The sequence below is a fragment of the Bacillus thermozeamaize genome (assembly GCA_002159075.1).
Lineage (GTDB): Bacteria > Bacillota > Bacilli > ZCTH02-B2 > ZCTH02-B2 > Bacillus_BB > Bacillus_BB thermozeamaize.
Map to the genome: position 1 here is coordinate 1 of LZRT01000067.1, position 14,138 is coordinate 14,138.

The 14,138-nt window shown below is 52.2% G+C and carries 13 protein-coding genes and 1 pseudogene; 3 read left to right on the plus strand and 11 right to left on the minus strand.

Annotated features, from left to right (window positions below):
• The 10 genes and pseudogenes from BAA01_10680 to BAA01_10725 all read right to left on the minus strand — a co-directional run bounded on the left by BAA01_10680 (position 1) and on the right by BAA01_10725 (position 9,948).
• Positions 1–482: pseudogene (locus BAA01_10680) on the minus strand (acetyl-CoA acetyltransferase).
• Between the two features lie 67 nt (positions 483–549).
• Positions 550–897: a hypothetical protein gene (locus BAA01_10685; protein ID OUM87908.1), complete on the minus strand. Its 348-nt coding sequence runs from the start codon at positions 895–897 to the stop codon at positions 550–552.
• 43 nt (positions 898–940) lie between these two features.
• Positions 941–2,227, minus strand: a complete 1,287-nt coding sequence (locus BAA01_10690; protein ID OUM87909.1) for a C4-dicarboxylate ABC transporter permease — start codon at positions 2,225–2,227, stop codon at positions 941–943.
• Between the two features lie 39 nt (positions 2,228–2,266).
• Positions 2,267–2,842 carry a hypothetical protein gene (locus tag BAA01_10695; GenBank protein OUM87910.1) on the minus strand — a complete coding sequence of 192 codons (576 nt, stop codon included), beginning with the start codon at positions 2,840–2,842 and terminating at the stop codon, positions 2,267–2,269.
• An 18-nt stretch (positions 2,843–2,860) separates the two neighbouring features.
• The gene (locus tag BAA01_10700; GenBank protein OUM87911.1) at positions 2,861–3,949 is read right to left on the minus strand and encodes a hypothetical protein; all 1,089 of its coding nucleotides are present in this window, start codon (positions 3,947–3,949) and stop codon (positions 2,861–2,863) included.
• A 60-nt stretch (positions 3,950–4,009) separates the two neighbouring features.
• Positions 4,010–5,176: an acyl-CoA dehydrogenase gene (locus BAA01_10705; protein OUM87912.1), complete on the minus strand. Its 1,167-nt coding sequence runs from the start codon at positions 5,174–5,176 to the stop codon at positions 4,010–4,012.
• Between the two features lie 308 nt (positions 5,177–5,484).
• Positions 5,485–6,888, minus strand: a complete 1,404-nt coding sequence (locus tag BAA01_10710; protein ID OUM87913.1) for a Fis family transcriptional regulator — start codon at positions 6,886–6,888, stop codon at positions 5,485–5,487.
• 242 nt (positions 6,889–7,130) lie between these two features.
• The gene (locus BAA01_10715) at positions 7,131–8,903 is read right to left on the minus strand and encodes a hypothetical protein (GenBank protein ID OUM87914.1); all 1,773 of its coding nucleotides are present in this window, start codon (positions 8,901–8,903) and stop codon (positions 7,131–7,133) included.
• A complete protein-coding gene (locus BAA01_10720) occupies positions 8,903–9,517 on the minus strand; it encodes a hypothetical protein (GenBank protein OUM87915.1) in 615 nt (204 codons plus the stop codon). The genes BAA01_10715 and BAA01_10720 overlap by 1 nt, the downstream gene beginning before the upstream one ends.
• Before the next feature lie 194 nt (positions 9,518–9,711).
• Entirely contained in the window at positions 9,712–9,948 is a 237-nt protein-coding gene (locus BAA01_10725) for a hypothetical protein (protein ID OUM87916.1), read from the minus strand.
• A 269-nt stretch (positions 9,949–10,217) separates the two neighbouring features.
• On the opposite strand from BAA01_10725, the gene BAA01_10730 reads away from it, so the two are divergent.
• Genes BAA01_10730 through BAA01_10740 form a run of 3 tightly spaced genes read left to right on the plus strand, consistent with a single transcriptional unit; the run spans position 10,218 to position 11,777 of the window.
• Positions 10,218–10,940 carry a hypothetical protein gene (locus BAA01_10730; GenBank protein ID OUM87997.1) on the plus strand — a complete coding sequence of 241 codons (723 nt, stop codon included), beginning with the start codon at positions 10,218–10,220 and terminating at the stop codon, positions 10,938–10,940.
• A complete protein-coding gene (locus BAA01_10735) occupies positions 10,940–11,356 on the plus strand; it encodes a 2-oxoglutarate dehydrogenase (protein ID OUM87917.1) in 417 nt (138 codons plus the stop codon). The genes BAA01_10730 and BAA01_10735 overlap by 1 nt, the downstream gene beginning before the upstream one ends.
• Positions 11,357–11,375: 19 nt before the next feature.
• Positions 11,376–11,777, plus strand: a complete 402-nt coding sequence (locus BAA01_10740) for a glyoxalase (GenBank protein OUM87918.1) — start codon at positions 11,376–11,378, stop codon at positions 11,775–11,777.
• A 252-nt stretch (positions 11,778–12,029) separates the two neighbouring features.
• Here the strand turns inward: BAA01_10740 and BAA01_10745 are convergent, their stop codons facing one another.
• On the minus strand, positions 12,030–14,018 hold the full coding sequence (locus tag BAA01_10745) for an acetoacetate-CoA ligase (protein ID OUM87998.1): 1,989 nt from the start codon (positions 14,016–14,018) through the stop codon (positions 12,030–12,032).
• Between the last annotated feature and the right edge of the window lie 120 nt (positions 14,019–14,138).

Consider the following 14,138-nt stretch of genomic DNA (forward strand, 5'->3'; position numbering starts at 1 on the left):
ACATAATGAGGCTCCCCCGTCATCTGTCCCTGAGCGGCTGCAATCCCTGAAATGCCCTGGATGATGTCGTCATAAGCAGGCCAGGCGCCGTACGGGCCATCCTTGCGAAATCCATATGCCCCGCAATATATCAATTTCGGATTCACCTTTGACAATTCCTGGTAAGTCAACCCCAGTTTTTCAATCGCATTCGGTCGCAAGGAATGGATAAAAACATCGCACTGCCGGACCATTTTCAGCAGGGCTTCCCGCCCCTGCGGATGCTTCAGATTCAGTACCACGCTGCGCTTGTTCCTGTTGCAGTTGAGAAAAAAGCAGCCCATGCCGGCATTCCTGGACGGGCCAACCAAGCGCGTCGTATCTCCCTCCGGGCTTTCCACCTTGATCACGTCAGCCCCCAGATCTCCCAGAATCATCGTGCAAAATGGTCCCATCAGCACGGAGGTCAGATCAATGACACGAATGCCTGACAACACTCCCAAGAGATCATGGCACTCCCTTCATTGAAAATTGGTTGCTGCAAATCATTCGGAACAGAGGAATATCACCTCAACTGGATTTCGGAGGAGCATACATCAACACGAAACGCAATTTTCCCGGACCGGCGTTTTTCACTTCATGCATTGCCCCTTTGGGGATCCATACCGCGTGACCGGCCGTCAATTCGGCCTGTTCCCCGTCTATCTCCACATACATCTTTCCCTCCAGGATATACATGACCTGCTCTACATCATCATGGAAATGCGGCAGCGCTGAACCTCCTTCCTCCATTTCGCCGATGATCACTTCCACGTTTTTCATGCCATCCGCCAAACCGACCAATCGGCGATTGAATGTCCCCGCGTGACCAGGAGGAACATAGGTTTCCACCTCATTCACATGTCTCCAAAAGCCCACCGTTCGAACCTCCTTGTCATAATGAATTTTTTATACACACGGCTTACATCATGCTGGGAAGCCAGGTCGACAAGATTGGGAACATGACCAAGATCAACAGGATGATTAAATCTGTAATCACAAACCATAAAACCCCCTGAAACGCCGTCGCGGTTTTTTCACCTGCCGCACCCGCCGCGACAAATACGTTCATTCCTACCGGCGGCGTAACCAGGCCGATCTCGGCCGTTTTCGTGACAATAATGCCGAACCACACCGGATCAAAACCTAAAGAAACCATCAACGGAAATGTGAAAGGCAGCGTAAGGATAAGGATCGCCAGCTGATCCATAAACATGCCGAGAATGATGTACAAGAATAGAACAAAGGCAAGAACGACCCACTTGGACACCCCTGTGTTCTGCACAAATTCAACCACGCCTTGGGTCACTTGGGTCGCCGTAAGGTAATAGCCGAAAATCATGGCTCCGATCACGATGGTCAAAATCATAGCCGTCGATTTCAGTGTCCGTTCCAATGCGTGCATCATGCTGTTCGTTGTCAGTCTCCGCATGATCAACGCAATCATGAAAGCGGCAAATGCACCAAGCGCTCCCGCCTCAGTCGGAGTGACAATGCCGAAGTAGATGGATCCGATCACGCTGATGACCACCAGCAGCATGGGCCAAATTCCGCTCAGAGACTGAAACTTTTCCTTCCATGAAAAGGCGACGTCAACTTTGGGCGCTACTCCAGGGTTTCTTTTCGCCCAGATCAAGATCGTCAAAATATACCCAAGAGCCGTTAAGATGCCCGGAATGATTCCTGCAATGAACAATTCGCCGATCCCTGTTTCCGTCAAAATTCCATAGATGATGAGCACAATGCTGGGAGGAATCATAATGGCCAGTGTCCCGGCGATGCTGACCGTTCCCAACGCAAAATCGGTCCGATAGCCATACCGCTTCATTTCGGGAACTGCAGAAGCTGACAAGGTAGCGGCCGAAGCTGTACTGGACCCGCAAACCGCAGCCAGCCCTGCTCCAGACATGACGGTCGCAATCCCAAGTCCTCCCGGCAAGCGTCCCAGCCATTTATATGCGGCATGAAACACATCTTTCGTCACGCCACTCGATGTCATAATTTCGGCCATCAAAATATACATCGGCACCGTTGTGAGCAAAAAATTCGCCACGCTTTCATGAGGCGTAGTCTTGGCAATCCCAAGCAGCATATCCAAACCGCCGACCATCCAAAGTCCTATCAGCCCGGAAACGCCCAACGCAAATGCGATAGGCATCCCAAATGCAAGGGAAAAAAACAAGAGGACGATAGGCACGATGATTTCCATTCAGGACAAAACCCCTTTCCTGGTTTGATCGCTTTTCCTTCAATCGATTAGAGGACGACTAACGTCTGAATCATCCGTTCCCTTGAATGTATGAACGATCTCAAAAAGCAAGCGAATACAAAATAAAAACATGCCAATCGGAATACAAACATACGAGATCCACATGGGCCAAGGAATGAGTCCCATCGTGGTATACCCTTTTTCCCAGGCTTCTATCGTCAGTCCCACACCTTGGTATCCCAAGATAAACATCATGACGGCACCGAGAAATAGAAAGACCATCCGAAAATAACCAACCCATTTGGCCGGCAAACGTTCCGTAATCAAATCAATCGTGATGTGCCCCTTTATCCGCATGACATAACTCATGCTCAAAAAAACTGTGATGACCATGAGATAATTGGTGGTAAACTCAAAGACACCGACAATCGGCTGTCTGAGCACATAACGGCAAACGGCATCAGCCGTAGTCAAAATCATCATCAGAAATACCGCGATTTGCGATACCAGAAACATTGCCCTTTCCAATCTGTCAAAATACCTTAAGATGAGTTTCATCTTAATCACCCGGAAAAATGGATTTTTTGCACTTGTGATTCCTGTAACGGGAATCACAAGTGCTTGGTTCCTGTTTTACTTGCTATATTCGATAAATTTGTTCATGATATCGTTGCCCGGAAGCCCCTTTTGCTCCATTGACTTGACCCACTCCTGATTCAGTCGGTCCAACTTCTCATTCCATTTGGCCAATTCTTCATTTGAGATTTCATAGAATTCAATCCCTTGTGCCTTATACTGGTTCATCAATTCTTCTTCATGTTTCATCACGCTTTCCGGAAAAGCCTCAGCCACTTCCTTGCTTGCCTGAAGAACGATTTGACGGACATCTTCCGGCCAACTTTCCCATACGCTTTCGTTGACGGCATAAATCACGCCAAAAGAGGACAGCGTAGCATTGATCGAAGAATACTTGGCTATTTTATCCACTTGGTATCCGGGCCAGCTAAACAGGGAAAGCAACGAACCGTCGATGGTCCCCCGTTCCCAAGAGGTATATATTTCCGGCGCCGGCACAGACACGGGCGTTCCGCCCAATTCTTTGACGATCTGATCTTGCATGCCTCCACCCGTCCTGATTTTCAACCCTTTGAAATCATTCATTGTCTTTACTGGTCGGTCGGACGTCACAATCTGATAAGGGTTCAACGCGACGGCCCATAATGGTTTGACTCCATGCGGTTTGTATTCGATTTCATACAAATCTTCAGTCACCAGTTTGTGATACGCCTTTGTGCCGCTGGCGGCATCTTTTACCAGGCCGGGATTGCCGACAATCGAACTCAACGGCAATTTATCGGTATAGTACAAGGACCCCAGATAAACGACATCGGCCACCCGGTTTTTCACGACATCCAACAAGCTGGCGGCTTTTCCCAGCTGTTCCGCCGGATAATATTCAACTTCTATCTTCCCCTTGCCCAGCTCTTCGAGCCTTTTGATCCATACCTGTGTGCCAAACTTTGAAATGGGATTGGTATTCGGGAAAGAGTCGGCGACTTTGATGACCGTCACTTGATCCTTTCTCGCATCTCCCGCAGCACCGCCCGTATTTCCGCCGGATTGCTCACTGCCGCCTGTTTCAGCAGACCCGCAAGCCGCCAATGAAAACAGCATAATGCCAGTCAGCAACGCCAATAAAGAACGATTGGCCAATTTTTTCATTCTCTGTTACCCCCTTTTTGGAAACGCTGTCGTTTTTTCCGCATGAAGCAAGAATGATCGCTAGTACGAACGCGGCAAGCCCAACACATGTTGAGCGATATAATTCTTGATCATTTCATTGGTAATCGGCGCAATTCTCGGCAGACGGATCTGGCGGTAAATCCGCTCGATGTTGTACTCCCGCGCATACGCATAACCACCAAACGTCTGAAAGGCCACGTCGACGGCATAAAACCCGGCCTCCGACGCCCGGAGCTTCGCCATATTGGCCTCGGCGCCACAGGGTTTGCCCTGGTCATACAGCCATGCCGCGTGGTAGACAAGCATTTCAGCCGCTTTCAACTGCGAATAGGCATCCGCCAGAGGGAACTGGATGCCTTGGTTGCTGCCAATCGGCCTGCCGAACACCACCCGCTCTTTCGCGTATTTCACGGCCCTCTCAAGCGCTCCATACCCCATCCCCAGCGCTTCGGCCGCAATCAGGATCCGTTCCGGGTTCAACCCATCCAGCAAGTAATAAAACCCTTTGCCCTCTTCCCCGATCCGATCAAAGGCATCGACCTTAAGATCTTCAATGAAAAGTTCATTTGTATCCACGCCATTGCGGCCCATTTTCTCAATTTCCCGAATGGCGATGGCGTTCCGGTCCATCGGCGCAAAAAACAGGGTCATGCCGTCCGTTTTCTTTTGTACTTTCTCATAAGGGACCGTGCGGGCCAAAAGCAGGATCCGATCGGCCATTTGCGCTTTGGTGATGAAAACTTTGTGGCCATTGATCCGATAATGATTGCCATCCCGCTTCGCAAAAGTGGTGATCCGGGTGGTATCCGTTCCCGCATTCGGTTCCGTGACGCCAAAACACACGTGCAGCTTTCCGCTGGCCACGTCCGGCAAATAGGCTTCACATTGTTCCTTGGTCCCGTGATAAAACAACGGGTTGGCCCCGAAGATCGACAAGTGCAAGGCGGATGAACCGTCCATACCCGCAGCCGATCTGGCCACTTCCTGCAAGATGAGCGCCGCCTCCGTGACCCCAAGGCCGCTTCCGCCATACTCCTCCGAAATCATGACCCCCATAAACCCGGCATCGGCGCACACATTCCAAAACTCGATGGGAAAACGATGGCTTTGATCGATCTCCCGCCAATACTCATCGTCAAACTGCCGGCACACATCCTGGGCGGTTTTTCTCAGCAGTTCCTGCTCTTTCGTCAGTTCCAACGCCACGATGAAACCTCCCGCATCCTAAAAGTATTGAGGGTTCGACAGATGACCTGAAATCCCATCACCTCTCTTTGCTGTTGCTCTATCAATGCATAAGCAAGAAAGATGCCATTTCATATAAAACTTGTCGATTTCTGACCATTATTGGTATGCAAGAACATTTGGCATGCCCATTCATTTATAAGATTCTAAAATCACACATTGGCTTCTGTATCCATTCTCCACGCAAAACGCTGAAAACATGCCCGGTTCACTTTGGCTTATCATTTTTTAGAACGCATTTCTCAACATCGATAACCAAAAATATCCTTTCAGGAAAAAGAACTGGAAGTAATAGGCTCAATGTTTAACCGCCTGATCTTGTTGTATAGCGTCGGCAGGGAAATCCCCAACTGCTCAGCCGCTTTCTTCTTTCCTGCCAGATCTGTGCCATGCCTCATCAACGCCTGGGTGATCATTTCCCGTTCCGTATTGTCCAGAACCTCCTTGAGGGTGGCCGATGCGGCCATCTGTTTCAACGGCGGGGCCTTCTTAATCGAATCCGGCAGGTGCTGCTCGGTAATCAGGTGGCGATCGGTCATGTTGATGGCATAATGAACCACATTGATCAATTCACGGATGTTTCCGGGCCAATCGTATTGAAAGAAATAATCCATCGCTCCTTTGGAAAAATCGAACAAAATCCCGTCTGAATACGTTTTCACGATATGGCGAATTAACAAAGGCAAATCCTGCTTTCGCTTCCGCAACGGCGGAATATAAAGATTCACCCCGTTCAAGCGGTAATAGAGATCTTCCCGGAAACGTTTTTTGCGGATCAGTTGCATCAAATCCTTGTTCGTGGCTGCGATCACCCGGACATCCACCTGCTTTTCATGCACCGCTCCCACCTTGCGAATCCGTCCGTCCTGCAGTACGCGGAGCAACTTTGCCTGCAGCTCATAGGACATATCCCCCACCTCATCCAAAAAAATCGTGCCGCGATCGGCCAGTTCAAACAAACCGATCTTCCCGCCACGTTTGGAATCGGTAAATGCCCCCTCCTCATAACCAAACAATTCACTTTCAAGCAAGGATGAAGGGATGGCGGAACAGTTCACAGCAATAAACGGATGATGCTTTCTCGCACTGGCGTTGTGAATCGCATGGGCAAACAGCTCCTTTCCCGTGCCGCTTTCTCCCTGAATCAGGACATTCAAATTGGTCGCGGCCGTTCTTTTGGCCAGTTCTTTCGCTTTGACAAACGTCGGTTCCTCCCCGATGATGTCCTGAAACGTGTAGCGGGCCCGATTCAAGCGATCGACCGTTTTTTTAAGCTGGTCAAACTGTTCCTGGCTTTTTTGCAGTTCCTTGGTCAATTGATAAATTTCAGTGACGCTCTTGATGACCGACACGACTCCCGACAGGCGGCCCTTGATGAAAATGGGCGCAATGTCGGCGACATACGCTTTGTCCCCCTCTTGACGTATCACGTTCGATCGCTTTTGCTTATCAACCAACGTCTTGTGCGCGACCGCCCCCGGACGCACGTCAGGCAGGTACTTCCCGACAATCTCCTCCTTCTGCACTCCAGTGATGTTGGTATATTCCTTGTTCACCAATCTGACAATCCCGTTCCGATCCAGCATGAGGATGCCTACATTCATCGCGTCCAGAAGTTCATTGAACCACTCCATCGATTCCCGTTCCAACATTTCAAAAATGGATTCGGACATTTCACATCCTCCCTGCTCAAAAAATTGGCCAATCCATAAACTAATTTTATGATTTAACATTTTAAATGAACCTATATTTTTTGAGAAGAACCAACTGTCAACAAGCGCCAGACGGAATGACATATAATAAAAAACCGGGCCTTTTTTGCCTATGCGAAGGACCCGGTCATTTATAAGGTGGTGCGTTCCTATCGACCACGATTCATGTTTTTGTTTCCCTACATCCCCTATTGGCTTCTCATCTACGGGTTGCCCATGGCTTGCACCAACTCTTTGGCCACAGCCAGCAGCTCCTCACGGGATGTCCCTGGCATTCCGGTGATGCTGATGCTGCCCCAAACCGGGTAAAGATACAAGGCAATGCCGCTACGGCCGGCATCGTCCCGCAGGTGCCATTCATGCGCCAGGATGCCATCAATCGAATACGAATTAAAATGCCGGATAGGCGCGTCCGGACTTTTTTGATTCACTGCGAGATACTGTTCGAGGCTTAATTCCGTAGGCACCGGGGTGTCCCATACGTTGCTCTGGGAAATATTCACTCGTTTTCCAGTGGGCGTGATCAACTGGAACGTGAAGATCCTGCTGGCCTCTTCCCGCTGCGCCGGCACAGGCAGACGGAAATCGGAAGCGACGCGGAGCTTTCCGATGGTGTAACCCGGTGGCGGAGCCACGGCAGGAAACGGGAGGAAACTCACGGCTTCATGCCAGTCTGTTCCTTCATAGAGGACAGACATGCCGACCAATGAATCGTTTGGTGCACCACGTTCTCCTTCCATAATCTGCGGCTGCGACCAGGAAAGTTCCCACGCTGGCAGGCTGCGAGTAACTTTTTCCTTCCGGGCGGGTGTCTCTTTCAGGATATCGGCTTTATAGGCTTTCAGAATGTAGGTTCCTGCCTGATGCAGCGGCGGGAAAGCGATTCGTGTCTGCCTTCCATTGCTGCTGCTGCCAACTGGAATAATCTCTTGTCCGGAAGGGTCATAAAGGCGATATTCAAAAAAGATGTTATCGCCATTGGTTTCATCTTTCATCCCGTCCACCCGCAAGTGAAGGATCGTCTGGCTCCGGGCGTGCCGAACAGACTCCAGGGTGATGGTCCATCCGTCTTTTTTATCAACAGCGCGAGGGTACAGCTGCACTTCCTGCTCCTTGGTGGGAAAGGTCAAAAAGGAAACCTCCCAGTTTCCCTCGCGGATCTCCACCCGCTTCTCCCCAAATGGACCATCCGGGGCAAACACAGCTCCCATGGCCGGGACATGGAGGCTCATCCGCAACCCGGTCACCATGCCGACAGCGTGAACCGGTGCAAATTCCAGATAACCTGTGCCGTCGGCAAACACAGCGGCCGCCTGCATCCGGTAGCGGACGCCAAACTGATCCTGCAGGTACACGGGATAACTGCGCAGCGATGGATGTTCGGCAAACGCATGGTCCAAGAGCTGATTCCACGCCATGAGCTCAGAATGACTAAAAAGGATGTTCCAGCGCCTCAAAACCGGAGCGGTATGGTTTTCACCGCCTGAGCCAGCCGAATTGGCATTTTCCGGCTCCGTCTCCCGCACGCGATAGATGAGGACGGTCCGGTGCTGATCCGCGTAAAAATCCATGACCTCCAATATCAGCCCCTGCTTGCTGTCGGACACGCCGATCTCCTGGAAGGCCTGCTTGCGGAAAAGGGCAAAGAGACCGGGATCGGAAGAAAAAAGGGAAAGGCGCGCAGCACGACCGGCTTCGTCCGGCCGCAGCACGGCCATTGCGGTCATCTCCATCTTTGGAACAAAATGAAAAACGCCAGCCATCAGCATGAACGTCACGCCCGCCGCTGCCATCCCGCGGGCCAGCCTGACCGGCAGGAACACGCGGGGTCGTGATCTCTCTGGGCCGTTCAAGCGCGCTTGCACCATTTCCCAGACATTTGCAGACGAAGCCACTTGCCGTCCGAGCTGTTCGTAGTATGCACGCAACTTCTCTTCCAGCTCCTGCCTTTCCACCGGTCCATGGTCACGTGTCATCAGACATCCCCCTTCTCGGCATCGATTGGAATATTTCCCCGGACTTTCTGCTCCCGCGCCAGCTCTTGTCTCAGCTTCTGAAGCGCACGATGGATACGTGATTTCACCGTACCCTGCCGCATCTTCAGGATCATGGCAATCTCGGAAATCGTACAGTCACTGCCATAACGCAACGCGATGATGTGCTGATCAAGAGGAGACAGGTGTGCCAACAGCCGGTTCAGTTGGCGGATGTCTTCATCCGCCAAGAACTGTTCCTCCGGGGAAGGCGCGGCTGAGTCGGAAAACATGGTGGTAGACGGATGGATGAACGCCGGATCCTGTGGTCGTTCCTGATGGATCCGGCGGCGGCTCCAGTCGATGTAACCGTTGTACAGAATCCGGTATAACCATCTGCGAAAGTGCATCGGTTTCTTCAGGGCAGCACGGAATTGCCAGGCTTTGAACCAAGCCTCCTGTGCCAAATCCTCCGCGATGCCCAGATCTCTCGTCCAGAAATAGGCGGTCCGGATGAGGCCCGGGCTCAGCTCCTCCACCAACCTCTGAAAGGCCTGCCGGTCCCCCTGTTGAAACGCAAGAATATCTTCATCACGCACGAACTTGGACGGCTCCAATCAGCTGACCCCCTTCATCCTCCCTCGCCGATCAGGACGCATTGGCTGCTTCAATCGTTGCATGAAAAAAGGGGCTGACCCATTGTTGTTGGGTCTCCCCGCTCACAGCATGCTGTTTGCATGGTCACGAGCATCGATGTCTGCGGTACGGTCATGCTTTCATACGCTGAACGCGAATGCTTTCGCTTCCGCTTTCAAGACCCTTTTCTCCTCACATCATGTGCAAACCAATGGACAAGACCACACTGCATGCATGTCAGGATGGTGGCTCCCCGGTTGAGCCAATCCAAATCAAAAAAGGAAAACCCTCTGGTGTTTAACAAAGCACGCCCCTCTTCAAAACGATCATGTTCGCAATGCAGGCAAGTGATGATCTTTCTTGCACCGGATTCATACCGGTGCCCCTTAGCAGACACTGTTAACCCCTCCATTTTTTCAGAATCACTTCCTTGGAATCCTTCTATGATTCACAAGGCCTTTCCCACAGATATTTGCATTATTTTCACAATATCACAAAACATCCATGCCATTCCACTTAAATGACCGCATGAACAAGCGGCAACCCCTTGTGTTGGCTGACATGTCAAGCACAGCGCGATATGTTATCATTAGAATACTGTCCCATCACACAGAAGATGACGCCGTGGTTTACGGCGGCAAGGGGGGTACGACCGTGGCCAAAAAAAGCCCGCCTCAACGAATGCCGCATGCAAAAAAGGCAAAAAACGCAACCAAAAGCGCCAACAAAAGCGCCAACAATGTCCGGCCGCTTATCTGGATTTCGCTCGCCGTCATCGGGCTTCTTGTTCTTGTGGTGGTCATCAATCAAGTCCTGCAAGGACAAGCCGCCCAACCGGTAGAGTACAGCGAACCGCCATCGCTGGACGGACAGCCGGTTTTGGGGAACAGCGACGCGCCGGTAACGGTGGTCGAATTCGGCGATTACAAATGTCCTTCCTGCAAAGTGTGGACAGAGCGCATTTTTCCCCGCCTGAAGGAGGATTATATCGACAAGGGGAAGGTCCGGTTTGCCTTCATCAACGTGCTGTTTCACGGGGAAGAATCCAAGCTGGCTTCCTTGGCTGCCGAATCGGTTTTCGCCAAGCATGCCGATGCGTTCTGGACTTACCACCACGCCCTGTTTGAAGCGCAAGCCTCCTCCCACGACAGCCGCTGGGTAACCAAAGAAAGGCTGGTCGAACTGGCGGAGCGGCACGTCCCGGACATGAACCTGGAAAGGTTTAAGGAAGAACTGGACAGAGAGACAGCGCTGCCAGCCGTCGAAACCGACATGGCCCTTGTGGACAAATTCCAGGTGGAACTGACGCCGTCGGTGATGATCAACAACGTCATGCTGCCTGATCCGTTCGACTACGAAGCCATTCAGGCGATGATCGAGCAGCAGCTGGAGGCGGCGAAATAATGGCCTTCGGTTTGCGCGCTTATCTGCTATACGGGGCGTGGCTGGTCTCTGTTGTGGCGACCTTAGGCAGCCTCTACTTCAGTGAAGTGCTGGGATTTGTCCCGTGTGAGCTGTGCTGGTACCAACGCATTTTGATGTATCCGCTGAGCGTGATTCTCGGCATCGCCGCTTACCATCACGATACCGGCATCAAAAAGTATGCGCTTCCGCTGTCCATCACCGGGGGATCGATCTCGCTCTACCACTACCTGCTGCAAAAAGTGGATGCGCTGGCCTCTTTCCAGCCGTGCAAGGGAGGCGTCCCGTGCAATGTGGATTACATCAACTGGCTCGGGTTTATCACGATCCCGTTTTTGGCCTTGACCGCTTTTACGCTGATCACCATTTTTCTGCTGTTTGTAAAACCTGACGAATAGCACGCTAGGAGGAATCCAGATGAAAAGCATCCATCCTTATTTGTTCGTCGAACCTTGCCTCGAAGCCATGCAATATTATCAAAGCATCTTTGGCGGGGAAATCAAAAACGTGCAGATGGCAGACGAGGTCGAAATGTTTAAAGGCCACGAAGGAAAATGTCTGCATGCGGAACTTCATATCGGAGAACATGTCATCCATTTTTCCGACATCTTCGGACCGATGACGAAAGGAGACAACGTCAAAATCACGATCGAATTTGACACCGAAGACGAAATTCGAAAAGTGTATGATTCATTGAAAAAAGACGGACAGGCCATATTGGAATTGCAGAAAACCTTTTGGGGCGCGCTGCATGCCAACGTCACAGATAAATACGGCATCGGCTGGATTCTCAATTGCCAGCTCCCGTCATCTTCGTGAAACCGCAAAAAAAAAATGAGGGAGACACGCGTCCCCCTCATTACCCCTTCAGTGAAGCCAGCCATTCCTTGTAACATGCATCGCAGAGGACTTCCATTCGTTCTTCCACGCCGTTCTTGTCATACACGGTGATACCATGCGCCTCCGCGGAGTCTGTTTCCGCCTGGCAATAATGACACGTATACGACAACGGAAATCCCACCTCTGGTCTGGATTAAGGGGCAGGTTTATTTTTGCCGTCAGACAACCCATTTATGTTTTGTGTTTTGTCTCCTCATCCAGCTCCTTCGCCAAACGGATAAAAAACGCCAGGGCCTCCTTGTTGGCCACCGAATCGATGTTCACCGCCTTTTCCAGCGAATGCCCCAGGAGAATCCGCCGGACAGGCACCTCCAGCTTCTTTCCGTTCAGCGTCCTGGGAATTTCCTGCACCTGATAGATCCGGTCGGGCGCATGCCGCGGAGACACCTTCTCCTTGATGACGGCGCGAATCTTCTCCTGCAGCTCTGGCGTCAACGAACAGCCTTCCTTCAACACCACAAACAACAGCAGCATGGACGGGCGGCCGAGCATTTCAAGGTCGACGATCAGACTGTCCACCACTTCGTCAACCGCTTCCACCACTTCATAGATTTCTGCCGTTCCCATGCGCACGCCCTGCCGGTTGATCGTGGCATCGGAGCGCCCGTAAATGATGGAGCGGCCGTCCGGGAAAAACTTGATCCAGTCACCATGCCGCCAGACATTGGGATACCGGTCAAAATAACTGTCCAGGTACCGCGCGTTCCCCGGATCGTTCCAAAAATAAAGGGGCATCGAGGGCATCGGCTGGGTAATCACCAGTTCCCCCATTTCGTTCACGACAGGATTCCCGTCATCATCATACGCCTCCGCCTTGACGCCGAGGTTGATGGCTTGGATGTGTCCCGCATGGACAGGCAGAATCGGGTTCCCCCCGACAAAAGAGGCGCATACATCCGTTCCGCCGCTGCCGGAAGCCAGGTGCAAATCCTCTTTCACATTTTGGTATACCCACAGAAACCCTTCCGACGGCAGGGCCGACCCGGTCGAACCGAAACCACGCATCGAGGCAAAACGATATTTCCGGTTCGGCCTGAAACCGGTCTTCATCATCAGGCCGATATAGGCGGCGCTGGTGCCAAAATAGGTCACATCGACCTTCTCCGCCAGTTCCCACAGCACTTCCTCGTTGGGATAAAGCGGATGTCCGTCATAGAGGACAATCGCGGCCCCGACCAACAGGCTGCTGACCAGCATGTTCCACATCATCCAGCCTGTCGATGTGAAGCGAAAGACCCGATCACCCGGTTTGATGTCGGCGTGCAGCAGCAAGGCCTTGCAGTGTTCCAATAAAATGCCCCCGTGCCCGTGGACAATCGCCTTTGGGATGCCGGTCGTTCCGGAGGTGTAGAGAATCCACAAGGGATGGTCAAACGGCACCTGCTCAAAGGTGAGCGGAGCCTCTGTCGCAGGCATCTCTTCCCAGCGAATGGTGTTGACGAAATCCTCTGCAGCGATATCCGGGTTCAGATATGGAACCAGGACCGTCTGCTTCAGCGTCGGCAAAGCACGCTGAACTTCCCGCAGCACCTCCGCACGATCGTGACGTTTGCCATTGTACTGGTAACCGTCAATGGCAAAAAGGACCTTCGGCTCAATCTGCTGAAACCGGTCCAGGACGCTCCGTGCGCCAAAATCAGGAGAACAGCAGGACCAAATGGCCCCGATGCTGGCACAGGCGAGAAAAGCGATGGCGGTTTCCGGAATGTTGGGCATGTAGGCCGCCACCCGGTCACCGGGCTGCACCCCTTGCGACTTCAGCCAGCGGGCCACCCGGGCCGTCTGTCTGGCCAGTTCACGCCAGGAGAGCGTTTTCAGAGAATGCCGTTCGGAACGAAAGTAAATCGCCGGCTCCTCCTCCGGCCGATCGCGGAAAACGTGTTCCGCATAGTTGAGCCGGGAGCCGGGAAACCATCTGGCCCCCGGCATGCGGCGCTCGGACAGCACCCGCGTGTACGGCGCCGACGACCGGATTCCGGCAAACTGCCAGACGCACTCCCAGAAATCTTCCAGATGATCGACCGACCAGCGCCACAACGCATGATAATCGGGAAACGAAAGCCCTTTGTGCTTCTCCACCCACTTCATAAAAGCGACGAGATTGGTTTTCCCAATCCACTCCTCCGACGGCTTCCAGAGCAGCGCACCCTCACGGGGGATGCCGGAGTCGGCGTCACCGGCGGAAGGATGCCTCCCTGCATCATGTACGGCCAAGAAGATTCCCCCTTTCGCAACAGTTCATTCTAAAGATAAAATGCCATCCCAGGAAATGAAATATTC